Annotated in this window: 26 protein-coding genes; 16 read left to right on the plus strand and 10 right to left on the minus strand. The window is 57.6% G+C overall.

Features of this window, described 5'->3' with window-relative positions; translation table 11 throughout:
• Positions 1-3: 3 nt before the first annotated feature.
• From HU759_RS27855 to HU759_RS27880, 6 genes are read left to right on the plus strand one after another with little or no spacing between them, the layout of a single operon-like run.
• Positions 4-1662, plus strand: a complete 1659-nt coding sequence (locus HU759_RS27855) for a phage tail protein (protein ID WP_170036920.1) — start codon at positions 4-6, stop codon at positions 1660-1662.
• Positions 1663-1670: 8 nt separating this feature from the next.
• Entirely contained in the window at positions 1671-2567 is an 897-nt protein-coding gene (locus tag HU759_RS27860) for a hypothetical protein (protein ID WP_170036918.1), read from the plus strand.
• Positions 2564-3097: a DNA-binding protein gene (locus HU759_RS27865; protein ID WP_170036916.1), complete on the plus strand. Its 534-nt coding sequence runs from the start codon at positions 2564-2566 to the stop codon at positions 3095-3097. The genes HU759_RS27860 and HU759_RS27865 overlap by 4 nt, the downstream gene beginning before the upstream one ends.
• Positions 3094-3786 (plus strand): hypothetical protein, encoded by a 693-nt coding sequence (locus HU759_RS27870; protein WP_170036914.1) that lies wholly within the window; start codon positions 3094-3096, stop codon positions 3784-3786. Before HU759_RS27865 ends, HU759_RS27870 begins: the two co-directional genes overlap by 4 nt.
• The gene (locus HU759_RS27875) at positions 3771-4742 is read left to right on the plus strand and encodes a hypothetical protein (protein WP_170036912.1); all 972 of its coding nucleotides are present in this window, start codon (positions 3771-3773) and stop codon (positions 4740-4742) included. Before HU759_RS27870 ends, HU759_RS27875 begins: the two co-directional genes overlap by 16 nt.
• Positions 4743-4746: 4 nt before the next feature.
• The gene (locus tag HU759_RS27880; protein ID WP_170036910.1) at positions 4747-5601 is read left to right on the plus strand and encodes a DNA cytosine methyltransferase; all 855 of its coding nucleotides are present in this window, start codon (positions 4747-4749) and stop codon (positions 5599-5601) included.
• A gap of 1177 nt (positions 5602-6778) precedes the next feature.
• On the opposite strand, the gene HU759_RS27885 is transcribed toward HU759_RS27880, so the two are convergent.
• Entirely contained in the window at positions 6779-7102 is a 324-nt protein-coding gene (locus HU759_RS27885) for a hypothetical protein (RefSeq protein ID WP_170036908.1), read from the minus strand.
• Between the two features lie 181 nt (positions 7103-7283).
• Here HU759_RS27885 and HU759_RS27890 point away from each other — a divergent pair, with 181 nt between their 5' ends.
• Positions 7284-7919 carry a helix-turn-helix domain-containing protein gene (locus HU759_RS27890; protein WP_170036905.1) on the plus strand — a complete coding sequence of 212 codons (636 nt, stop codon included), beginning with the start codon at positions 7284-7286 and terminating at the stop codon, positions 7917-7919.
• Between the two features lie 31 nt (positions 7920-7950).
• On the opposite strand, the gene HU759_RS27895 is transcribed toward HU759_RS27890, so the two are convergent.
• The 5 genes from HU759_RS27895 to HU759_RS27910 form a co-directional block, all read right to left on the minus strand.
• The gene (locus HU759_RS27895; RefSeq protein ID WP_170036903.1) at positions 7951-8616 is read right to left on the minus strand and encodes an RES family NAD+ phosphorylase; all 666 of its coding nucleotides are present in this window, start codon (positions 8614-8616) and stop codon (positions 7951-7953) included.
• Between the two features lie 437 nt (positions 8617-9053).
• Positions 9054-9350, minus strand: a complete 297-nt coding sequence (locus tag HU759_RS29950; RefSeq protein WP_225933014.1) for a hypothetical protein — start codon at positions 9348-9350, stop codon at positions 9054-9056.
• A gap of 5 nt (positions 9351-9355) precedes the next feature.
• Positions 9356-9601, minus strand: coding sequence for a hypothetical protein (locus tag HU759_RS27900; protein WP_170036902.1), 246 nt, complete (start codon positions 9599-9601; stop codon positions 9356-9358).
• A 710-nt stretch (positions 9602-10311) separates the two neighbouring features.
• The gene (locus HU759_RS27905; RefSeq protein ID WP_099550415.1) at positions 10312-10713 is read right to left on the minus strand and encodes a type II toxin-antitoxin system HicB family antitoxin; all 402 of its coding nucleotides are present in this window, start codon (positions 10711-10713) and stop codon (positions 10312-10314) included.
• A gap of 46 nt (positions 10714-10759) precedes the next feature.
• On the minus strand, positions 10760-10951 hold the full coding sequence (locus HU759_RS27910) for a type II toxin-antitoxin system HicA family toxin (RefSeq protein ID WP_170037068.1): 192 nt from the start codon (positions 10949-10951) through the stop codon (positions 10760-10762).
• Positions 10952-11219: 268 nt separating this feature from the next.
• Between HU759_RS27910 and HU759_RS27915 the strand changes: the two genes are divergently transcribed.
• From HU759_RS27915 to pqqE, 9 genes are all read left to right on the plus strand, one after another.
• Positions 11220-11666 (plus strand): Lrp/AsnC family transcriptional regulator, encoded by a 447-nt coding sequence (locus HU759_RS27915; RefSeq protein ID WP_058420501.1) that lies wholly within the window; start codon positions 11220-11222, stop codon positions 11664-11666.
• A gap of 167 nt (positions 11667-11833) precedes the next feature.
• Positions 11834-13516 (plus strand): NAD(P)/FAD-dependent oxidoreductase, encoded by a 1683-nt coding sequence (locus tag HU759_RS27920; RefSeq protein ID WP_065929487.1) that lies wholly within the window; start codon positions 11834-11836, stop codon positions 13514-13516.
• 10 nt (positions 13517-13526) lie between these two features.
• Positions 13527-14321: a carbon-nitrogen hydrolase family protein gene (locus HU759_RS27925; protein WP_017138045.1), complete on the plus strand. Its 795-nt coding sequence runs from the start codon at positions 13527-13529 to the stop codon at positions 14319-14321.
• Positions 14322-14369: 48 nt separating this feature from the next.
• Positions 14370-16727: a pyrroloquinoline quinone biosynthesis protein PqqF gene (gene pqqF / locus HU759_RS27930; protein WP_170036901.1), complete on the plus strand. Its 2358-nt coding sequence runs from the start codon at positions 14370-14372 to the stop codon at positions 16725-16727.
• A 158-nt stretch (positions 16728-16885) separates the two neighbouring features.
• A complete protein-coding gene (pqqA, locus tag HU759_RS27935) occupies positions 16886-16960 on the plus strand; it encodes a pyrroloquinoline quinone precursor peptide PqqA (RefSeq protein ID WP_003194766.1) in 75 nt (24 codons plus the stop codon).
• Positions 16961-17031: 71 nt separating this feature from the next.
• Positions 17032-17943: a pyrroloquinoline quinone biosynthesis protein PqqB gene (gene pqqB / locus HU759_RS27940; protein ID WP_010207003.1), complete on the plus strand. Its 912-nt coding sequence runs from the start codon at positions 17032-17034 to the stop codon at positions 17941-17943.
• An 11-nt stretch (positions 17944-17954) separates the two neighbouring features.
• Positions 17955-18707 (plus strand): pyrroloquinoline-quinone synthase PqqC, encoded by a 753-nt coding sequence (gene pqqC / locus HU759_RS27945; protein ID WP_017138042.1) that lies wholly within the window; start codon positions 17955-17957, stop codon positions 18705-18707.
• Complete coding sequence (pqqD, locus tag HU759_RS27950) at positions 18704-18979, plus strand: pyrroloquinoline quinone biosynthesis peptide chaperone PqqD (RefSeq protein ID WP_099550412.1); 276 nt, start codon at positions 18704-18706, stop codon at positions 18977-18979. The genes pqqC and pqqD overlap by 4 nt, the downstream gene beginning before the upstream one ends.
• Positions 18951-20102, plus strand: a complete 1152-nt coding sequence (gene pqqE / locus HU759_RS27955; RefSeq protein WP_026013776.1) for a pyrroloquinoline quinone biosynthesis protein PqqE — start codon at positions 18951-18953, stop codon at positions 20100-20102. The genes pqqD and pqqE overlap by 29 nt, the downstream gene beginning before the upstream one ends.
• 5 nt (positions 20103-20107) lie before the next feature.
• Here the strand turns inward: pqqE and HU759_RS27960 are convergent, their stop codons facing one another.
• From HU759_RS27960 to HU759_RS27975, 4 genes are all read right to left on the minus strand, one after another.
• Complete coding sequence (locus HU759_RS27960) at positions 20108-20266, minus strand: YqaE/Pmp3 family membrane protein (RefSeq protein ID WP_003194776.1); 159 nt, start codon at positions 20264-20266, stop codon at positions 20108-20110.
• Between the two features lie 94 nt (positions 20267-20360).
• Complete coding sequence (locus tag HU759_RS27965; RefSeq protein WP_017138039.1) at positions 20361-20681, minus strand: DNA-binding transcriptional regulator; 321 nt, start codon at positions 20679-20681, stop codon at positions 20361-20363.
• Complete coding sequence (locus HU759_RS27970; protein WP_157786506.1) at positions 20665-20820, minus strand: hypothetical protein; 156 nt, start codon at positions 20818-20820, stop codon at positions 20665-20667. The genes HU759_RS27965 and HU759_RS27970 overlap by 17 nt, the downstream gene beginning before the upstream one ends.
• 105 nt (positions 20821-20925) lie before the next feature.
• Positions 20926-22185 (minus strand): aminotransferase class III-fold pyridoxal phosphate-dependent enzyme, encoded by a 1260-nt coding sequence (locus HU759_RS27975; RefSeq protein ID WP_170036900.1) that lies wholly within the window; start codon positions 22183-22185, stop codon positions 20926-20928.
• Positions 22186-22366 lie beyond the last annotated feature (181 nt).

Below are 22366 nucleotides of genomic sequence, written 5' to 3' on the forward strand. Positions count from 1 at the left end.
CGCATGCCCGCACGTATTACAAAAGCCGGCGAACGGCTGATTGCCCAGAAACAGGCCGCCGATGAATCGTTGCTGGTAACCCGGTTTGTGCTGGCCCTGGTGCCTGATCTGGACCCTGAACAACCGGTAGATCGAGACGCTCCAAAACCGCCACCCGAACAAATCGTACATACCCAGACCTTTACCCAGAAAGGCTTCGTGAACCCCAATCAGGTGGTGTACAGCCTGATGATGGGCAGTGACATCGGCGACTTTGATTGGAACTGGATCGGCCTGGAGGCCGCCGACGAGGTGCTGTTGTCGGTCGCGTATGTACCGTTGCAGCAAAAGCGCCGGAACATCCCGCCGCACCAAATCGGCAACAACGTTACCCGCAACATGCTGCTGATGTTTGACGGGGCACAGGCACTGACCGGTGTGACCATCGACGCCAGCACCTGGCAGCACGACTTCACCGTGCGCCTGCGAGACATCGATGAGCGCGAACGACTGTCGAACCGGGACGTGTTTGGGCGGGCGTGCTTTTTGGGAGCAGGCTTGCAGTTGGTGAGTGTCGAGGATGGTTATCAGCTCATGCCCGGTTTGGCGCTTGTGGAAGGTTTACGCATCGAGCTGGGCGAAACCCGGCCGGTGATACCTCCCAAGTATCCGAACAATGCCTATTTGGACGTTGCTTTGGTGCGCCATGAAAATAGCGTTGCCGTGCAGTGGTCCGTCGCTTGGGGAGAAACCCTTTCCGACTTTCAAGACCCTGCGGGTATTGCGCACTACCTGATTCCTCTGGCGCGCCTACCAGACTCCTCGACAGTCACGGACCTTCGGGCTGTTGAACCGATCAGAGGGGCATTGGTGCAGCACTTCGCTGCGCGCAGTGGTGACTATGAAGGTCTGCGCGCACGGGCCACGACCAAGAAAGACGTGGGCCTGGATCAACTGCCCAACGCCAAAAGCGATGATCCAGCCAGCGACAGCAGCGACATCCTGGCGACGACCAAGGCGCTGAATAAGCTGAACCAGCAAATCGTCGATCCGCTGGTGGGTATGGTGGCGAGCTTTGCCATGAGCACGGCGCCGACCGGTTGGCTCAAATGCAACGGCGAGGCTGTGTCCCGCAAAGCGTTTGCCAAACTCTTCGCGGTAATCGGCACCGATTACGGCGCAGGTGACGGTGCAACTACCTTTACCCTGCCGGACATGCGCGGCCTGTTCCCTCGCGCCTGGAGTGACGACGCCGAGACTGATCCACAACGGGCATTGGGCAGCGTGCAACAAGGCCAGAACGCCGCGCACGCTCACAGGGCCACTGCCGACAAGTCGGGCGAACACAGCCACCCAGTCGCGATTGGCGAAAATGGTGAGCACCTGCACACGGCTTCAAGCGAAGCGGCCGGGGCTCACCAGCATGGCCTTCTGAAGGCGGTTGCGGGCAATAACACTGCGGGCCCCTATGTGAGCCCCGCCAATGCGGGCAACTCCCTGGCGTACACCGAGTCGGCGGGCTCGCATGTTCACACCATCGCTGTTGGAGCGGCCGGCAACCACACCCATGCGGCATCGATTGGCGCACAAGCCGCCCACACCCACGGCATCACCGTCGCAACCTCGGGCGGTACCGAAGCCAGGCCTATCAACATGGCCCTGCTGTTTTGCATCAAGTATTGAGGCTTGGTATGACCTGGACACCCGTGGCCATGCGATGGCCTGCGCAGGCAACACAGTGGCTGGATGATTTGGAGCCTGCAAAAAACCTGGCCGGTTCTGAAGCGTTGGCGACAGCCAAGCGCCTGGCCGGTTTGGATGGGCTGGCGACGACCAGCCCCGGCCCTGTGGGCCCGATTGCAAAAGCCGCCGTCGCAGCCGGACGCGCGGCCATGGCTGGGCAGATGGGCCAGGCGCCCGCGTGCCTTGTGGTGACACCGTTTGAGAGCGGCCAGGGCCGTGGGTATCAGCGGTACTTGTCTGCCCCTAACCTGGTGCAACTGATGGCCGACAAGCTGCTGGACGGCGCCAGTGGGTTTGCGTTGGCGGTGATGTTCTTGTCCACGCGCTACGACCAGTTGGCAAACGCGCTGTCGCGCTTCAATGCGCTAATGCCGATCCCCGCGCTGCTGCGCTCGGAGAACCGTGCCCGACAGCTTTCACGACTGGAGAATGAAAAGTGGGAGTTGCCGAGCGCTGCGCCGCTTCCCGGCTGGGGCACGTTGCCGCTGGAGCGATGCACCGTAACTAGAGCAGCCAAGCGGTCGCTGTCAGGCCAACTGTCCGCGCTCGAGAGCTATATGGCCGATAGCTCGCCATTGGCGGACTTGTCAGCGTTGGCCGGGCGCAAACTTGCTCAGGCTGACGCCCGCAACCAGCAATTGAAAGCGGTGCAGGACAAGTTGGCCAACCCGAGCCCGGATGCGGCCATGGTCACGCGCCTGGTCGGCCCCGGGGACGGTGGCGAACTGCGCCGGTTGTTGCTGTCGGGGTCTGCGCCGGGACATGAATGGGTGCTGTGTGCCGGGTTGTTGCTGGTCGGGTCGAAAGAGAGTTTGAGCTTTGTACAGGAACTGGTAGGCCTATGACATTGCTGCTCGATGGTCAGAGGGTGCGGGGCAAAACACTGAAGGTTACGGCCAATCTGCGTATTGAAAGTGACGATCTGTCGGGCCAGACCAGCAATACCGACAGCGCGCACAAGGGCTTCAAACCCAAGGCATTGACGGTTTCATTGTTGATCCCCTATCGCGATCAGCTCCACCTGGTGGACATCATGCGCCTGGCGGAAGCCACGGTGGCCGGCGGGCAGCTCAAGACCTATCGCGTGGTCAACAACACGGCCGAGGCCTTCGGCGTGCGTCAGGTGATATTCAGCGACACCCTCACCGCACGAGAAGACGACAGCCTGTCGGCTTGGCGGGTGCAATTTACGTTGACTGAAAAGCTGTCGAACCCAGAGCGGGTAGAGACACGCCGCCCGGCAAGTGACGTGCAACAACAAGGTGGAACCGGGGAGAGTGTGTCGGCGCCGTCCACTGAACCCGATGCACCCGAGCTCAATGGCTTTGAGCGCATCTTGAAGCGCGTGGATGACTACGTGGGGCCAGCGGTTTGAAGGCCCATATAGTGGTAGACATCAACGGCCAGCCTTTTGACCTGGTACAGCACGATGTGCGACTGGAGCTGCGAACGCCTGGCCGCGCGAGCTTAACCATTAAATCCCCTACGCCCCAACGCGGGCTGGTGACACTGGATCTGGGCTACAACGACAAACCTCTGCATAGGCACTTTGTCGGCTATGTCGAGCGTTGCACCACGGCTAACAGCCAGGAACAGGTGTTGTTCTGCCGAGAGGTGGCTGCCGTTCTCGACTATCCGTTGCCCATGGCATTGCGTCATGTCGATTTAACCGCTGTGCTGATTGAGATCAGCCGCCTCACCGGCCTGCGCTTTCGCGTGCCAAACGGGCCTTACGCCAAAGTCCGGGTGCCCTGCTTCTACTCCCTGGGCAATGGTATCCAGGCTATGGATAGCTTGGCCCGCGTGTTCAACATTCCAGACTTTATCTGGCACCAACAAGGTGACGGCGAGGTGTACGCCGGCAGTTGGGCAGACAGCTACTGGGGCGCCCGGCCCGCGCTGCAGCTGCCGGTCGAGCTGTTCGACAACTACCAAGGCAACCACAGTGCCCAAATAGCCGCCCTGCCTGGCTTACGACCTGGCGCGATGATCAACCAAGGGCAGCGCATCACCGCTGTGACGCTTACCGGTACGCAAATGGTGCTCAAGTGGAAGAAGCCGTAACCCGAATCGTCGAACGGCGCTTTCCGGAGCTGGCCGGCGCCTACCATCTGCCGCGCTTTGCGCGTGTGCTGGCGGTGGCCGATCCGCCTTTGAGCGCCGGGCTGTGCGACGACTTCCGTCCACGCTATGCCGTCGATCTGGAGGTGCTGGGTGCTGACGGTGAGCCTGATTCCTCGTTGCCTCACTTGCTGGGCGTAGCGCTGCCTGTTCCCGGCGGCGGTAGCGAGATGGGGTTTTATGCGTTCCCCGAGGAAGGCGCCGTAGTGGTGGTCAGCTTTGCGTATGGGCTGCCGAACAAGCCATTTATTGTGCAGATCCTGCCCCACGGATTGAGCCTGCCACGGGTGCCGAAGGGTGATCTGTTGTGGCAGCACAGTGAAGCCGTGCAACAACGGGCGGATGCCGAGGGCAATTGGTTGAGGGTGACCGATGCCCGAATTGTGGATCAGGCGAGCGAGCGACAGGTGCAGGCGCTGGATAACGCCGAGCGGTATCAGGTCAGCACCGTAGAAGTCGACGACCACAGCACGGAGTCGGTGGGCGGGATAAAGACCGTCGAGGCGTTGGGGGCGTTGAAACTGCTGTCAGGCGGATCGGCCAGCTTGGCGGCCGTCGATGATCTGCATCTGGCCACAGGCCGAGACTTGAACCTGGTGGTGGGGCAAACACACAACGCGACCGTAGGTGGCGACATGCGGGAGCAGATCCAGGGCATGCGCGAAAGCGTGGCCGCGATTGGGCAACGCTTGGTCGCCGGCAAAACGTGGCTAGGGTCTGAAGGCGTCAACGTGCTGCATGTGCTGTGTGACGTGATTGAGCTGCTGGAACAGATGAACACCGGCATCGCCGCCCACAAACACGGCCCCACGCCCCCGCCCGATAACGCCGTTGAATTCACCACCCACGCCGCGTCAGCCATGGCGTTGGCCACCCAATTGAAAACCATCACCGAGTAAATGAATGCAGCAACCCACCATTGGCAGCCTGTTCGCAGGCATCGGAGGCTTTGATGTCGGATTTGAAAACGCTGGATACCGCACCGCCTGGCAAGTCGAGCTCAACCCCATCAACCGGGCTGTGCTTGCCGATCGATTTCCCCATGCACGCCAATTTGAAGACGTGCGCGAATGCGGCGCTCACAACTTGTCTGCCGTCGATGTCATCACCGCCGGGTTCCCCTGCCAGGACATCAGCATCGCCGGATGCCGAGAAACCAATCGCGCCACCCGAGGCCTGCAAGGCGAGCGCAGCGGATTGTTTTGGGAAGTCATACGAATCCTCAAAGAAACACAACCTCGCTGGGTGGTCCTTGAGAACGTCGTTAACCTGCTCGCTGTCAACGATAGCCGCGACTTTGAGACTGTCATCCGGGCCCTTGCGGACTGCGGGTATGTGGGATTTTGGCGAGTGCTTAATGCTCAATATTTCGGAGTCCCCCAGCAACGTCGTCGCGTATTCCTGGTCGCCGGTTATCGACGCATGCCCCCCATCCAGCTCCTGGCTGACGCCGCGCCAGTGGACGCAATATCTCCAGCGTCTCAATCGCAGCACTGGCCACGGCCCGCGGATGCCTGGGCTGCCAATACTTTATTGGCAAACAAAGCCGGGTCTCAGATCGCTATGGGCTGTACCACTCTCGTCGCTCATCCGCACGGATGGGATCAGATGGTTGAGCGGCAGCGAGAGGCTGAAAATGATGGGCTTTGCCTCGGACTGGATGCGGCCAACCTTGCGGAGGCTTTAGGTGCCGGAAATGCCGTTGTTACGCAGGTGGCGGAGTGGGTTGGGCGGGGGTTGATGGGGGGTACAGGTTAAATTCGACGAAAAAAAACGCCCCAGCAAAGGCTGAGGCGTTGTTTGCAGCACTATTTAGGAAACGTCGTCTAAACAATCTCGAATAAAACGGTACACGCTGTGAGCGCGAAACACGTTCAATACGAGAGCCCATAGAAGCTGCCAAAATCGGGGCATGAAGCCTCCAAGTTTGTACTTGCCTCAATGCGCTTACCGGAACACGTGCATTTTAGGGAATTGTTGAAGACTCCCAACGAGGCAAGGTATTTTCAGGCCCTAGCTTGATGCGCTTCCGGCACGGTTCCTACACCGTGTGCGAGGGGCCCTCATAGGATAAATCCTTATGATGGCCCGGATGTTAACCGCCGAAGCACGGTCTAAAAAGGACTAAGAGCATTTTTTGAAGTTTATTTTTGCATTGGCGAAATAGCCATTGACAAGCGCGAACAAATAATATTCAAAGTTTACCGAAAACGGTAATATTTACGGCTTTTTCGGCGTAAATACGCTGATTTCACGGCACTTTCCGGCAAACGACAACACTCGTAAACAGAATGGATTTATCGTTTTGGAATGCCGAATACGTTCGGTGGCATTCATATGCGGTTTGCCCAAGCCGCTTTCGTTCGTCGTTTGCATTCGATTTAACGAATATCGTAGTGGCGCCGTTATTTACTCTCTTATAGACTCAGCCCCGTTGAAGACTCCCAGCGAGAAGGCGAAATCGGACCTACCGAATTCGCGACGAAAAAACCGCCCTCCTAAGGCGGTTTTTTTTTGCCGAATTTTAGCCGCTAAATTTGCACAGTTTTTTCGATCAGCTCTCGAACCCCAATTGGGGTAGCCAAACACCTTATTGATGGGCGGCAAAGATTTCGCATGCAGAATCTTTCAGCAGCCTTGCTTTAAAGCAGTTTTGTAAGGCGCTGGCACGATAGCAAACGTTGAGCCCTACGCTCACCAGTTTCGCGGACGCGAAACTGGCAAAAGTACCAAGGTGGAAATTTAGCAAATCACGAAGCGTCACGCCGACTCACAATTAGATGCTAAATCCTAACAAATCGTGAACCTTAGGCGAATTTCGAAGAAGTTATCTACCGCCAGGTTAGAGTTTATCGCTGTCGCTTACGGGCATCATGCCAAGCGCCATCATCCTTCCATGTAGACAATCAGCCTAACGACCTAAGTTTCGCAGGATTCACCCCGTCAGCATGCCGGATGCCCCACCTAAGGTAGCCGCTTCGTTGACAAAGATTGCAACGTCCCGGTGCTCCAGAACCTTGACTTCATCCCTGGCCAAACGGTTGAGCCAAACGCTCAAGCGGATGGTGCAAGACGGGATCTGATGAGCGATGGCATTTGCGTGATCAAATAGCACTCGCTCCAGGTCCTCGGACTCAAGTAACTGCCGCTCAGGCTTCATGGCCGCAGCAATCCTGGCAGTTAGTTTTGCGACACGCGGAGATTTGTGCCGAAGCTCGCCAAGGCGAGCTATATAGGTAGGGGTTGAAGGCATGGCCATACGAAAACTCCAAAAATCTGTGAGAACGACGGTAACGAGCTGCATTGCCCACTTATGCCTACACGGGAGAACGGAAGCAACATTTTGTTGACGAGTGGACAGGTTGACAGGTTGACACGCGCGTCAACCGAGGCGTACGCTTTGGTCACTTGCTCAAATACGAGCAACGAAAGGAGAACCTATGAACACCGCAACGATTGAGAGATCCCAAAGCGCCGTCAAGTCACTTGACGAAGCTAAAGCCTCGCTCGTGCAAAAATTCATAGCCCGGATGAACAAAGTATCCGAATCCGAGGTTATCAATGCTGCGAATCTCGATGACGACAAGGCTTTAGCTGTCATTATTAAAAAGACAAGCAAAAGCAGTGAGAAGCCGTTAAGCATCAAAGCTCGTAATGAAATTGCCTTCGCTCAGATGAAGTCGAAAGCATTTGAGGCGGTTAAATCGTCGTACGATCTTCTAGATGCGGGCGATGCATGCCAGATACTTGGAATATCAAAGCAGGCGTTGAGCAAGAAAACTAAATCAGGACAACTCATTGCTTACACCAATAATCGACGCAAGTATTACCCTGACTTTCAGTTCGAGAACAATAAAGCTACCACTTCAATAACCAAGCTGCTTAAGGCGCTGGAGATTGACCCAGAAGATGAGCCAAAGGTAAATCTTCTGATTGTTTTTCTGGCCAACACTATGGATTATTCCAATCCTGGCGAGCCCGAAAACGTGCAGCCTCGCTACAAGCTTCTGGACATCGACCCTGCATTCCAGATAATTGTGCGAGACTTCAAGAACCGTTTGGAAATGGGCAAGTAAAGCTGAGCTTCCCGTAAGGAAGCTCAACTCTTCACTCTACGATCACGTCTAAATCCGCTAAGAATTCAATCGCTGTCTGACCGTTCGCAAGCTCGACCTCTGTCAAAGGTTTGGAGCTTACTGGTACTAACTGTTTTTTTCTCCCCTCAAACAACACGACGTTGCAACCGTCATTTGAGGCTGCAGGGAATACCGTGGAGGTATAGAGGAAACCATCGATTTCCTTGCTATACCTCATGCATGCGGCACTTACAGTCTGGGTAAGTAAATACCCTTCACTACCCTGACCCTTCGCCTCGACAAGATGCCTGAGCTTGTGGCCCCCTACATATGCGCTCATCCTCGCAACGTCTACCAAGCGGAGATCCCTATCCGCAGCTAGCTCGTGCACCGACAGCCCCTGAATCTCTGACATCAAGACAGGCGAGCCTGGCCCCTCACCGCCATGCTGAAGCGTCTCAGCAATAGCAACTGCACTGTTGGCAGCCACATAACAAACCCCGATCTCCTTATTCAAATCCCCATATCTACTATCAGAGTTTTTGTTGTAGAAGACAGGATCCTTATGCCGGGTTGGTTGAACGCGAAAAAACGGTGTTCCCTTCTTAAAATCGACAATTACTTCCGGATGTTTCAGAAGCGCCGATTGAATTTTCTGCTCAACATCTTGACTTTGTTTCTTTTCCTCGTCTACCAAACCGCGCACTCCTATAAAAATCAAACAACTTGCTCATGAGCTAATCCCATTTGCGTTTTAAATGCCCGTCGACATCCGACGGGCGCCAGTGCAAGCACCTGCTTGCCAGAGAATTACAACCGACTTCTGATAAAAACACCACTATTTTTTAAACTTTTTTGACAGGACACCAGGGCACCGTAACTACGTAGTTACGTAGTTACGTAGTTACGTAGTTAAAACGTTAAAGCGTTAAAGCGTTAAAGCGTTAAAGCGTTAAAGCGTTAAAGCGTTAAAACGTTAAAACGTTAAAACGTTAAAACGTTAAAACGTTAATTCGTTACGGCGCTAATCTGCTAATCCGCAGGATTGCCTGGCATAAGCTGCATCGAACTTCTTCAGCTGGATAGAACTCATACGATATCGACCTGGGGAGCCACATCTCCCCAGCTCTGAATTTATTCCACCCGACACCACCAAGACTGGGCGTAAGCACAGCCTTCCACATACTCAATACCGCTCAACACAAAACCGTTTGGCGCCATTCCTGCCAGCGTTGCGTCTAGTAGTTGAGGTAACGGTGACGGCTCCAATGGCCAGCCTGAACTCACGGTTGCAACATTTGCACTACGCCCAAGCTCAGTAGATACCTCAGATGCTACTCGCACATCTCCTCGAATGGCCTTGTAATTCCGCCTTTCGATCGGACTCAAAGCAATGCCCTTGCGGCGCATCGGGGTTATCAACATATGCATCAGCTTCAACCTCCTTGCCATTCATCCAGCAGCGCTTCAACGGCGTAAGCCAGGGCACCATCAGCTTGTTCAAGAAGATCACTGAGATCATCACTATCAATTATTCGAGCTCTGTGTAGCGCGTGCGCACCAGTTATCAAAGCCTTGTGATGAGTAGCAGGATGCTTAAGCAGTTCCTGCTGATCCGCCAGTAGCGCCTGCCAAGCATCCCTGGACGAACTAGCCGATGCGCTTTCTTCAATATCATTCATGAGCAACCAAACCCGAGCCTAAATACTGTACATAAAAACAGTACATCAGGACCTAGGTCCCAGGCCGTACAACCCGATGAAATGCTCAACGAACATAGCGATGAAAAATCAGCACAAAAGAAAAATGAGGCGAAGAAAGCACTTTTCCCCCTCCCGCCGACGCACTCCGTATGATTTTTTTATGCAAACTCTCACGCTGTGATTTGCGCGCTCCAGGGCACATTTGCCGTGGCCCGTCGGCGCAGTTGGCCAATTTCAGAATGTGAAATGTCGGGAAAGTTTAGGAGAATTAGAACGCTGAAAGCTCAGAAGGCACGACACCAGAGCAACAAGGGGAATACCGCGTATCACACGGCCTCCGATGACAAGACGCGATTTTTTAACCGTCTTAGGACGACGCACGGAGGCTACTCCAATGGAGAGTAGCTCCGCGCCATCAAACACCGGTGGCCATATCAGTCGAGAGACCAAACCGCCCCACTCTGGAAGCACTCGGCTGAAAGTGTCCAAAAAGTGTCCATTCCAAGTAGATATATTGGTGAACATCGCCCCTCTAATCAGGCCTTATCCACTGTGAACATTGACCGTACCCAGCAAAAACACGCCCATAATGTGGACTCATAATCCTTTGGTCGTAGGTTCGAGTCCTACTGGGCCCACCAAACAAGAAAGCCGCGCATTGCGCGGCTTTTTCGTGTCTGGCATTCGACTCAAACGGCCAGTTCACGCAGCGCTGCCGTCGCCAAAAACCCTGACCGCGATGCATAGCGATGATCCTTCTGCACTCGCTCATCAATGCGGTGCAACAACTGCTCCGGCAAAGAAGCGTTGAACCGCACCGACTTACCCAAGTACGGAGTCAGGTCAAAGTCGACAATCGCCCATACGCCACCGGCGTAATCCGGATTGTCCAGATGAACATCCACCTCTTGGGCCTGAGGAAGCTTTTCTTCGTCGGCGACCAACCCTTCGAGATGCAGCGCCAGCGCTTCCCGAACATTATCCAACGCCTCGGAAAACGAAGCGCCTGCCGAGAAGCAGCCTGGTACGTCCGGAACGGTCACGCTGTAGTCCGAGTCGGCGTCTTTGTGTACTACCACTGGGAATTTCATTGGTCATCCTCTGAACGAACTCCACCGAGCCCATCCAATTCCTCAGTCAAGCTCTACAGTTGAGGCCTGCTGATTTAAAAATACTGTGCAAGGTGCCCTTGGCAATCTCTGACTTGGGATGAGGCACGGTTACACGTCCTCGCTTCTCAGGGTGTTTGAACTGGTGATGGCTGCCCTTTACCGCCACCTCAAACCATCCATCCTCAACCAAAAGCTCGATCACCTCTCTGCTTCTCATCGCCCACCCTTCAGTGTGTATATTACACACCACCGAGCAGCGGCGCGTTTTTTTGTACACACAAGACACACCTATGAAAAAGTCTTCTCAGCCTTCAAGCAGACCTGTGTGATGAGATGATGGCGACGTATTAGCCCTTTTAACCAGCGAACTTCTGTCAGTTTTTGTGCCCACTCCCAATCACACTCATCGCAGCACCGTTCACCTCCTTGCCAACACAAGCCTGTAATATATCCGCGCACTGCCCCTACACACCGGAGCCCCACCCTTGCCCGCCCTCGACGAAATCGATCGCCAACTGATCGCCGCCTTGCAGATTAACGCCCGCGAAAGCGTGGCCATGCTTGCCCGGCAGTTGGGCATTGCGCGCACCACGGTGACCTCGCGCCTGGCGCGCCTGGAGAAAACCCAGGTGATCACCGGTTATGGCGTGCGCCTCGGGCAGCGTGTGGTCGACGGGGGTTTGCAGGCGTATGTCGGCATCACCGTTCAAGCGCGCTCGGGCAAGGAAGTGCTGCGCCGGTTGAGCGCCATGGCGCAGGTGCAGCAATTGTGTGCGGTGAGTGGCGAGTTTGATTACGTGGCCTGGCTGCGCACTGATTCGCCGGAACAGCTGGACCAGTTGCTGGACCAGATCGGCAGCGTCGAGGGCGTGGAAAAAACCACCACGTCGATCATCCTCAGTAACAAATTGGACCGTGGTCAGCCAGTTTGACCAGCCACTTCGTCATTCTGACTAAAAACAATTCAATCCGACGACACATTGCGTCTTAATAACGAACGCTACGCTCCCTAAACTGGCTGCCATCTTTTCCTATACTCAACGGGCCGAATCCCGCCGAGTCGTCAGTAAGGTCAGCCATGAGCATTCCGTCCAGCACCATCAGCAAGACCAATCGCCATCCCGCCGACGGTAAAAAACCTATCACCATCTTTGGCCCGGATTTTCCGTTTGCCTTTGATGACTGGATCGAACACCCGGCTGGCCTGGGCAGTATTCCCGCGGCCAACCATGGCGCGGAAGTGGCGATTGTGGGAGCCGGGATCGCAGGGCTGGTGGCGGCTTACGAGCTGATGAAGCTGGGCCTCAAGCCGGTGGTATACGAGGCCTCGAAGATGGGCGGGCGTTTGCGCTCCCAGGCCTTTGAAGGCGCCGAAGGCATCATCGCCGAGCTGGGCGGCATGCGTTTTCCGGTGTCGTCCACCGCGTTCTACCACTATGTGGACAAGCTGGGCCTGGAGACCAAACCTTTTCCTAACCCGCTGACACCGGCTTCCGGCAGCACCGTGGTCGACCTCGAAGGCCAGACCCACTACGCACAAAAACTCTCGGACCTGCCGGTGCTGTTCCAGGAAGTTGCCGATGCCTGGGCGGATGCGCTGGAGGCCGGCTCGCAGTTCGGTGATATCCAGCAAGCCATTCGCGACCGTGACGTACCGCGCCTCAAGGCGCTGTGGAACAAGCTGGTACCGCTGTGGGACGACCGCACCTTCTATGACTTCGTCGCCACGTCCAAGGCGTTCGCCAAACTGTCGTTCGCGCACCGTGAAGTGTTTGGCCAGGTGGGTTTCGGCACTGGCGGCTGGGACTCGGATTTCCCCAACTCGATGCTGGAAATCTTCCGCGTGGTGATGACCAACTGCGACGATCACCAACACCTGGTGGTTGGCGGCGTAGCGCAAGTGCCCATGGGCATATGGCGCCATGTGCCGGAGCGTTGCGCCCATTGGCCCGCCGGCACCAGCCTCAGCTCGCTGCATCGCGGCGCGCCACGGGCGGGGGTAAAACGCATTGCCCACGCTGCCGATGGCCGCTTTGCGGTCACCGACAACTACGGTGACACCCGCGAATACGCCGCCGTGTTGACCACCTGTCAAAGCTGGCTGCTGACCACCCAGATCGAATGCGACGAAACCCTGTTTTCGCAAAAAATGTGGATGGCGCTGGACCGCACGCGCTACATGCAGTCGTCGAAAACCTTCGTGATGGTCGACCGCCCGTTCTGGAAAGACAAGGACCCGGAGACCGGCCGCGACCTGATGAGCATGACCCTCACCGATCGCCTTACCCGTGGCACCTATCTGTTCGACAACGGTGACGACAAGCCAGGCGTGATTTGCCTGTCGTATTCGTGGATGAGCGACGCGCTGAAAATGCTCCCGCAGCCCATCGACAAGCGGGTGAAACTGGCCCTCGACGCGCTGAAAAAGATCTACCCGAAAGTCGATATCAAGGCGCGCATCATCGGCGACCCGATCACCGTGTCCTGGGAAGCCGACCCGCATTTCCTCGGCGCCTTCAAAGGCGCGTTGCCCGGCCACTATCGCTACAACCAGCGCATGTATGCGCACTTTATGCAGAAGGACATGCCCGCCGAACAGCGTGGGATCTTTATCGCCGGTGACGACGTATCCTGGACGCCTGCGTGGGTCGAGGGCGCGGTGCAAACCTCGCTGAATGCGGTGTGGGGCATCATGACCCACTTCGGCGGCAGCACTCACCCCGAAAACCCGGGCCCAGGTGATGTCTTTGACGAAATCGGCCCGATCGCCCTGGCCGATTAAGGAGTTAAGCATGCGTGTCGCCCTGTACCAATGCCCACCGCTGCCGCTGGATGTGGCCGGCAACCTCAAGCGCCTGCATCAATTGGCGCATGAGGCGACCGGTGCCGACGTGCTGGTGCTGCCGGAGATGTTCCTCAGCGGCTACAACATCGGTGCCGAAGCGGTGGGCGCGCTGGCCGAAGCCCAGGATGGGCCGTCGGCTCAGGCGATTGCCGAGCTGGCCAAAAGCGCCGGACTGGCCATTCTCTACGGTTACCCGGAGCGGGCTGAGGACGGGCAGATCTACAACGCCGTGCAGTTGATCGATGCCCACGGCCAGCGCCTGTGCAACTACCGCAAGACTCATCTGTTTGGCGACCTGGACCACTCGATGTTCAGCGCCGGGGAAGATGATTTCCCGCTGGTGGAGCTTAACGGCTGGAAGCTCGGGTTTTTGATTTGCTACGACCTGGAGTTCCCGGAAAACACCCGCCGCCTGGCCCTGGCCGGCGCCGAGGTGATCCTGGTGCCGACGGCCAATATGGTGCCGTTCGACTTTGTTGCCGACGTGACCGTGCGGGCGCGGGCCTTTGAAAACCAGTGCTATGTGGCCTACGCCAACTACTGCGGGCACGAAGGCGAGATTCAGTACTGCGGGCAAAGCAGTATTGCTGCGCCCAATGGCCAGCGAATCGCCCAGGCGGGGCTGGATGAATCGTTGATCGTCGGTACGCTGGATCGCCAGTCGATCCTGGATGCCCGCGCGGCCAATCATTACCTGCAAGACCGTCGCCCGGAACTGTACGGCGCGCTGCACAAGCCCTGAGCCAGACGGTTTGTTAGCATAGGCACATTCTACGTTTCGGAAGTGCCCATGCCTGCGCCGGCCCACCCTCATCACCTTGACTTGACCCTGGCCAACGGCCTGCGGGTTTCCTTGCGCCATGCGCCACGCTTGAAGCGTTGCGCCGCGATGTTGCGCGTGGCCGCCGGCAGCCATGACGTGCCACTCGCGTGGCCGGGCTTGGCGCATTTTCTTGAGCATTTGCTGTTTCTCGGCACTGCGCGTTTTCCCACAAGCGAAGGCTTGATGGCCTACGTGCAGCGCCAGGGTGGGCAGGTCAACGCCAGCACCCGCGAGCGCACCACGGACTTTTTCTTTGAATTGCCGGTGCCAACCTTTGCCGATGGGCTGGAGCGGCTGGCGGATATGCTCACCCATCCGCGCCTGACGATTGAAGACCAACTGCGTGAGCGCGAAGTGCTGCAAGCGGAGTTTGTGGCCTGGTCCCAGGATGCCAAGGCGCAGCAGCAGGTTGCGCTGCTGGAAGGCTTGGCGGCGGACCATCCGCTGCGCGGTTTTCATGCCGGTAATCGGGATAGCCTGCCGGTTGAGCGTGAGGCGTTTCAGCAGGCATTGAAGGAATTCCATACCAGGTTCTATCAGAGCGGGCAGATGACGTTACACCTTGCCGGCCCGCAACCATTGGAAGAACTGCAAGCGTTGGCCCAGCGTTTCAGCGACGAATTGGCCACTGGCCCTCAGCACCCACAGGCTGCGCCGCCTGCGCTGATGCTCGGCCACGCCCAGGGCTTTCAATACATCGACGATAACCACCTGCACCATGTCATCACCTGTGACGCGCCTCGCCAAGCCCTGGCGTTTCTCTGCACCTGGCTCAATGCTACGGCGCCGGGTGGTTTACTGGCTGAGCTGAAAGCGCGAAAACTGGCCAATGCCATACAGGCGACCGTGCTTTATGCGTTTGCCGGGCAAGCCGTATTGGATATCGACTTTACCCTCGATACTCAAGACGATTCGGCTACGCAAATCGAAGCGTTGCTGCACGACTGGCTGAGCTTTTTCGCACACAGCGATTGGACACCTTTACGCGAAGAGTTCGCCTTGCTGAACGCTCGCCAGCAACAGACCCAAAGTGCCTTGGCATGGGTGCGAAACGAAAGTGAAGACCTGTCGGAACAGGGCGTCGTCGCACTCAAAAAACTGCTGGATTCACTGCACCTCAAACCGGCCAGACAGGCTTGGCAGTTGCCGCCGAACAACCCATTCCTGCTTCCGCCGGCCAAAGAACAACGCGCCGGGCTGATCCGTGGCCAGACCAGCGCCCATCGTGGTTTGCGCACCTTCGCGCAAGACCGCTCCCGGGGCCGTCGTGAGGTGTCGGCGCTGACATTCAGCCAGGCATTGGCGGATGACACCGATGAAGGCGCGCTGTATCTGCAATGGCAGTTTGATAACGCCGCGCCCGTGGGGTTGGAAAATACATTACAGCCATTGCGCGAGAATGCCCGGCAGGCCGGAGTTGAGTTGTCTTTCGAAACGATCGGCAATGATTTCCTGGTGAAAATGGTCGGTCTTCATCAGCCCATGCCGGCTGTTCTGGACGTATTGGCACAAAGCTTAAGCCTGCCACAAGACGCCGCACCCGCCGCGACACCAATGATCGCCATCCGAGAGTTGCTCAAGGCGCTGCCCGTTTGCTGCACCGACACTCACTCCGGGCCAGCTTCATGGGCGACGGCTCGATGGCATGGGCTCGGCTTTGGATTACCGGCCGCTTGTGAAGCCGCGATCAAAATCGCCGCAGCGCGGCTGCCTGGGCAGGCGGCAAGCATTGAACACACACCGCCAACCCTCGACGGCCGGAAGCTCTGGCACACGATAAAAACAGACTCCAATGAAGCCGCTTTACTGCTGTTTTGCCCAGCACCGACGCCAGCCTTGACCGACGAAGCCGCCTGGCGACTGCTTGGGCATCTGCTGCACGGGCCGTTTTACCAGCGCCTGCGGGCTGATCTGCAAATCGGCTACGCGGTCTTCAGCGGCATCCGACAGGTCAACGGGCAAACCGGGCTGCTGTTTGGTGTGCAGTCCCCCAGCGTTTCACTGAGCGGGATCATTGATCACCTGCAGACCTTTCTGAAGCAATTACCGTCGTTAATCGACAGCAGCCCATACCTGGGCAACCAGACCCTGGCGCAGCAATTCAGTGCCCAGCAACTGCCGCTCAACCAAGCCGCCGAACTGCTGTGGCAGGCTTACTTGGCGGGCCATCCGTCGGGTTACCTGGACCTGCTACAACAGTTGATACAAAACCGCACACGCGAGGATCTGCAGCGCGCCGCCCAGCAACTCAACGATGCCTCAGGCGGCTGGCGCTGTGTGGCCAACGGCCCGCGCATCAACGACGCCTGGCAACCGGCAGGCTGATCATTGCCAACCCTGCAACAGGCTTTTTCCGTCAAGACAGCGCTAACTTGAAAAGAATTGCGTAATATTCATACGCAATATCTGAACATCTCCAATAGGAGGTGGACTATATGTATTACTTGGTAGTGAACGTCCCATCCCTTGGTAGGAGTATGAATATGACCTGGTCCAAACCCGCTTACACTGATCTGCGTATCGGTTTCGAAGTCACCATGTACTTCGCCAGCCGTTGATTGGCTGAGTAATACAACGCCTCGGTTCGCCCGGGGCGTTTTTGTTTTGAGCTTTGCATGATGGAGCAATCATGTTTGTCCAGATTCTAGGTTCCGCCGCCGGCGGTGGCTTCCCGCAGTGGAACTGCAACTGCGTGAACTGCGCAGGCTTTCGCGACGGCAGCCTGCGCGCCCAGGCGCGTACCCAGTCGTCCATCGCGATCTCCGACGATGGCGTGAACTGGGTGCTGTGCAATGCTTCGCCGGATATCCGTGCGCAACTGCAAGGCTTTGCGCCAATGCAACCCGGCCGCGCGCTGCGCGACACCGGCATCAGCGCGATCATCCTGATGGACAGCCAGATCGATCACACCACCGGCCTGTTGAGCTTGCGCGAAGGTTGCCCGCATCAGGTGTGGTGCACCGACATGGTCCATGAAGACCTCAGCACCGGTTTCCCGCTGTTCACCATGTTGACCCACTGGAACGGCGGCCTGGCTTGGAACCGTATCGAGCTGGACGCCAGCTTCACGATCCCGGCCTGCCCGAATTTGCGCTTCACCCCGCTGCCACTACGCAGCGCTGCACCGCCCTACTCGCCGCACCGCTTCGACCCGCACCCAGGCGACAACATCGGCCTGATCGTCGAAGACCTGCGCACCGGCGGCAAGCTGTTCTATGCGCCGGGCCTGGGCAAAGTCGACGCGCCGCTGCTGGAAATCATGGCGGGCAGCGACTGCCTGCTGGTGGACGGCACGATGTGGGACGACGATGAAATGCAGCGCCGCGGCGTCGGCACCCGCACCGGCCGCGAGATGGGCCACCTGGCGCAGAACGGCCCTGGCGGCATGCTCGAAGTACTGGAGCAGCTACCCAAGCAGCGCAAGGTGCTTATCCACATCAACAACACCAACCCGATCCTCGACGAAGACTCCCCCGAGCGCGCCGAGCTGGTGCGGCGCAATGTCGAAGTGGCTTACGACGGCATGAGCATTGAATTGTAGGAGCAGACGAAGTGACTGACACACCGTTGACCACCGCCGAATTCGAAGCAGCCCTGCGGGCCAAGGGCGCGTTCTACCATATCCATCACCCGTATCACGTGGCGATGTATGAAGGCCGCGCCACCCGCGAGCAGATTCAGGGCTGGGTCGCCAACCGTTTCTACTATCAGGTGAACATCCCGCTCAAAGACGCCGCGATCCTGGCCAACTGCCCGGACCGCGAGATCCGCCGTGAGTGGATCCAGCGTCTGCTCGACCACGACGGCGCGCCCGGTGAAGACGGCGGTATTGAAGCCTGGCTGCGCCTGGGCCAGGCCGTCGGCCTCGACCCCGACCAGTTGCGCTCCCAGGAGCTGGTACTGCCCGGCGTACGGTTTGCGGTGGATGCCTACGTCAACTTTGCCCGCCGCGCCAGCTGGCAGGAAGCTGCCAGCAGCTCGCTGACCGAACTGTTTGCGCCGCAGATCCACCAGTCGCGCCTCGACAGCTGGCCGCAGCACTATCCGTGGATCGACCCGGCCGGTTATGAGTATTTCCGCACCCGCCTCGGCCAGGCCCGTCGCGACGTAGAGCATGGTTTGGCGATCACGCTGCAGCACTACACCACTCGCGAAGGCCAGGAACGCATGCTGGAAATCCTGCAGTTCAAACTCGACATTCTGTGGAGCATGCTGGATGCCATGAGCATGGCCTACGAACTCAAACGCCCGCCGTATCACAGCGTGACCGAGCAGCGGGTCTGGCATAAAGGGATCACCCTATGAGCTTTGATCGCAGCAAAACACCAACCTGGCGCCAGGGCTATCGTTTCCAGTACGAGCCCGCGCAAAAAGGCCACGTGTTGCTCTACCCCGAAGGCATGATCAAGCTCAACGACAGCGCCGCCTTGATCGGCGGGCTGATCGACGGCGAGCGCGACGTGGCCGCCATCATCGCCGAGCTGGATAAACAATTCCCCGGCGTGCCTGAACTCGGTAAAGACATTGAGGATTTCATGGAGGTCGCCCGTGCTGAGCACTGGATCGAACTTGCCTGAAAAGCCACCGATCGGCCTGCCACTGTGGCTGCTCGCCGAGCTGACTTATCGCTGCCCGTTGCAGTGCCCGTATTGCTCCAACCCGCTGGATTTTGCCGAGCAGGGTAAAGAGCTGAGCACTGAGCAGTGGATCAAGGTGTTTCGCGAAGCGCGGGAAATGGGCGCCGCGCAACTGGGGTTTTCCGGCGGTGAACCGCTGGTGCGCCAGGACCTTGCCGAACTGATCGCCGAGGCGCGCAAGCTGGGTTTCTACACTAACCTGATCACCTCGGGCATCGGTCTCACCGAGCAGAAGATCAGCGACTTCAAGAAGGCGGGCCTGGACCACATCCAGATCAGCTTCCAGGCCAGCGATGAACAGGTGAACAACCTGCTCGCCGGCTCGAAAAAAGCCTTCGCGCAAAAGCTGGAAATGGCCCGCGCGGTGAAGGCCCACGGCTATCCGATGGTGCTGAATTTCGTTACCCATCGGCACAATATCGACAAGATCGACCGCATTATCGAGCTGTGCATCGCACTGGAGGCAGATTTCGTCGAGCTTGCCACCTGCCAGTTCTACGGCTGGGCGCAACTCAACCGTGTGGGCTTGCTGCCGACCCAGGAACAACTGGTACGCGCCGAACGCATCACCAACGAATACCGCGCCAAGCTCGAAGCCGAAGGCCACCCGTGCAAGCTGATATTCGTGACACCGGATTACTACGAGGAACGCCCGAAAGCCTGCATGAACGGCTGGGGCAGCATCTTTCTGACAGTGACGCCGGACGGCACCGCCCTGCCTTGCCACGGCGCCCGACAGATGCCGGTGCAATTTCCCAATGTGCGCGACCACAGCATGCAGCACATCTGGTACGACTCGTTTGGCTTCAACCGCTTTCGCGGCTACGACTGGATGCCCGAGCCGTGCCGTTCATGCGATGAAAAGGAAAAGGACTTCGGCGGCTGCCGTTGCCAGGCGTTCATGCTCACGGGCGATGCGAGCAATGCCGACCCGGTGTGCAGCAAGTCCGAGCAGCACGGCATCATCCTCAAGGCGCGGGAAGAAGCCGAGCATGCCACCCAGACCATCGAGCAGTTGGCCTTTCGCAACGAGCGCAATTCACGGCTCATCGCAAAAGGCTGACGGCCTCAGCGCTTGGCGATGATGTACACCGCGTGGATGATACCGGGGAAGTAACCGCACAGGGTCAGCAGGATGTTCAGCCAGAACGCGCCGCCGAAACCCACTTGCAGGAACACACCCAATGGCGGCAGCAGGATAGCGATGATGATACGAATGATGTCCATGGGTAAGCTCCAAAAAATCGGCTCGTGTGAGCCGTGTAGCTAATCGACCTTGGGCGTTCGTGAGGGTTCAGTGGGATCTGGCATTGGGCCATCTTCAGGCCAGAATCTCCAGGCCGTGTTTCTGTACGATGCTCAGTAACTTGAGCGCCATGCCGCTGGGTTGTTTTTCGCCGGACTCCCACTTTTTCACGGTGGAGGCGCTGGTGTTGAGGTAGCGAGCGAAAACGGGCTGACTGACATGACTGCTTTCACGCAGCTGCTTGATCTGCTCGGCCGGAATTTGTTCAGGGACGGCCGATAAGCACGCTTCGTCATATTCTCGGAGGGTGGTTTTGCTGATTGCTCCAATTGAATGAAGTGCTACGGCAGATTTATGAATCGACTCCAGCGCTTCACTTTCATATTTTTTGATCATGATGAATCTCCACAAACTCCCTTAAATCCAGTAATTGCTGGACTTGTGTGTCGTTTAAGCTTTCATAAGTTTTTGCCATCGCCCGAAACCAAATCAAATCTTTTTGACTGATAAAGCCATTGTTTTCACGGATGCTCAATCAACGTTTTCAATCCAAAAATTTCACGAACAAAAAAACGCCCCCAGCCAAAAGAATCAGGCTGGAGGCGCCGCGTATGCCGCGAGACGGTTCAGGAATAAGAGGTTAAACGGCGATGCCCTTGCGACATTGCAGTTGGGCGGTGCGCACGCGGGAGAACGCGCGCGCCAGGCGCAGGAGCATTTCGTCGATGTGGCTTTTGCTGATGTTCAAGGCTGGAGTAAAACGCAAACAGTCGGGTTTCGGCGTGGTCAGGAGCAAGTGTTCGTGCAATGCAGCCTTTACCACCGCATCCGCAGAATCATCTGACAGCGTCAGGCCCCACAGGAGTCCGTTGCCGCGTAGTTGCCCATGGCCGTATCGATAGGCCAGCCGGGCAAGGCCTTCTCCCAGGTACAGGCCGGATTCGCGTACCTGTTCAAGAAAACCGCTTTCCAGCACGGTGTCGAGTACGGCAACACCGGCAGACGCCATCAATGCATTGCCGTGATGCGTACCCTCCAGTTCCCCCGCTTCGAAACAACAAGCCTTGCCGCGCGCCAGCAACGCCGCCAACGGCACACCGCCGCCCAAGCCTTTGCCGAGGGTGATGATGTCGGCACGCACGCCGTACTGTTGTTCAGCCAGCAGGCTGCCGCAACGGCCAATGCCGGTTTGCACTTCATCGAGGATCAGCAGGATCCCCAGTTCGCGGCACAGGCGCTCGACGCCCTTCAAATAGTGCTCGGTAGCAGGAATAACGCCAGCTTCACTCTGGATCGGCTCTAACATGATGGCAACTGTTTGGGCATCGACGGCTGCATGCAGCGCCGGCAAATCGTTGAAGGGCACATGGCTGAAGCCCGATAGTTGCGGCTCAAAACGGTTGCCGCCAGCATTAGCCGAGGCTGCCAATGCCGCAAAGCTTCGACCATGACAACCGCTGCTGGCGCTGATGATGTGATAGGCACCACCGCGATACAGCTGGCCCCATTTACGCGCCAGTTTGATCGCGGCTTCACAGGCTTCCGAGCCGCTGTTGAGCAGGTAACCCTGGTCGCTGCCGGTGTGATCGCACAGCCGATCGACGAGGTTCAGTTGGGCGCGGTTGTGCAGGCCGTTGCCAGGGTTGATCAGCATATGAGTCTGATCGGCCAGGGCTTTGATCAATACCTGCGGGCTATGACCGAGGCTGTTGGCGGCGCTGCCCTGGCTGAAATCCAGATAGGCGCGCTCGTCGCTGTCCCAGAGCCAGGAGCCCTGGCCACGCACAAACACCTGCGCGGGCCTTGCCACAGTCGGCATCAGGGATTTACTGAAGCCGTCATGGCGCGCGTTCACGATCAAATCGTCCAGGCTCGGCGCAGGGCGACGAAACAGATTCACAGCTCACCCCCAATAGCAACCGGGCCTTGGTCGACGCCCCGTACAAACACACCCTTGAGGTTTTTTGCCTTGCCTATGTAAATGCTATCAACATAAACGCTGTTCATTGCCCGATCCGGCCCTGTAAGCCCTGCGAATAGGCGCTAGACTAGGCGTCCGAGGGGCCATCGGCCATTTCGAT

This window comes from Pseudomonas sp. OE 28.3 (assembly GCF_014268205.2).
Taxonomy (GTDB): Bacteria; Pseudomonadota; Gammaproteobacteria; order Pseudomonadales; family Pseudomonadaceae; genus Aquipseudomonas; species Aquipseudomonas edaphica.

Coding starts and splice junctions, on each gene's coding strand:
- HU759_RS27900 (WP_170036902.1), bottom strand. CDS start 9,601: ATGAATGATATTGAAGAAAGCGCATCGGCTAGTTCGTCCAGGGATGCT.
- HU759_RS27890 (WP_170036905.1), top strand. CDS start 7,284: ATGAACACCGCAACGATTGAGAGATCCCAAAGCGCCGTCAAGTCACTT.
- HU759_RS27885 (WP_170036908.1), bottom strand. CDS start 7,102: ATGGCCATGCCTTCAACCCCTACCTATATAGCTCGCCTTGGCGAGCTT.
- HU759_RS29950 (WP_225933014.1), bottom strand. CDS start 9,350: ATGCATATGTTGATAACCCCGATGCGCCGCAAGGGCATTGCTTTGAGT.
- HU759_RS27865 (WP_170036916.1), top strand. CDS start 2,564: ATGACATTGCTGCTCGATGGTCAGAGGGTGCGGGGCAAAACACTGAAG.
- HU759_RS27880 (WP_170036910.1), top strand. CDS start 4,747: ATGCAGCAACCCACCATTGGCAGCCTGTTCGCAGGCATCGGAGGCTTT.
- HU759_RS27925 (WP_017138045.1), top strand. CDS start 13,527: ATGCGTGTCGCCCTGTACCAATGCCCACCGCTGCCGCTGGATGTGGCC.
- HU759_RS27860 (WP_170036918.1), top strand. CDS start 1,671: ATGACCTGGACACCCGTGGCCATGCGATGGCCTGCGCAGGCAACACAG.
- HU759_RS27910 (WP_170037068.1), bottom strand. CDS start 10,951: ATGAGAAGCAGAGAGGTGATCGAGCTTTTGGTTGAGGATGGATGGTTT.
- pqqF (WP_170036901.1), top strand. CDS start 14,370: ATGCCTGCGCCGGCCCACCCTCATCACCTTGACTTGACCCTGGCCAAC.
- pqqD (WP_099550412.1), top strand. CDS start 18,704: ATGAGCTTTGATCGCAGCAAAACACCAACCTGGCGCCAGGGCTATCGT.
- pqqB (WP_010207003.1), top strand. CDS start 17,032: ATGTTTGTCCAGATTCTAGGTTCCGCCGCCGGCGGTGGCTTCCCGCAG.
- HU759_RS27855 (WP_170036920.1), top strand. CDS start 4: ATGCCCGCACGTATTACAAAAGCCGGCGAACGGCTGATTGCCCAGAAA.
- HU759_RS27960 (WP_003194776.1), bottom strand. CDS start 20,266: ATGGACATCATTCGTATCATCATCGCTATCCTGCTGCCGCCATTGGGT.
- HU759_RS27905 (WP_099550415.1), bottom strand. CDS start 10,713: ATGAAATTCCCAGTGGTAGTACACAAAGACGCCGACTCGGACTACAGC.
- HU759_RS27965 (WP_017138039.1), bottom strand. CDS start 20,681: ATGATCAAAAAATATGAAAGTGAAGCGCTGGAGTCGATTCATAAATCT.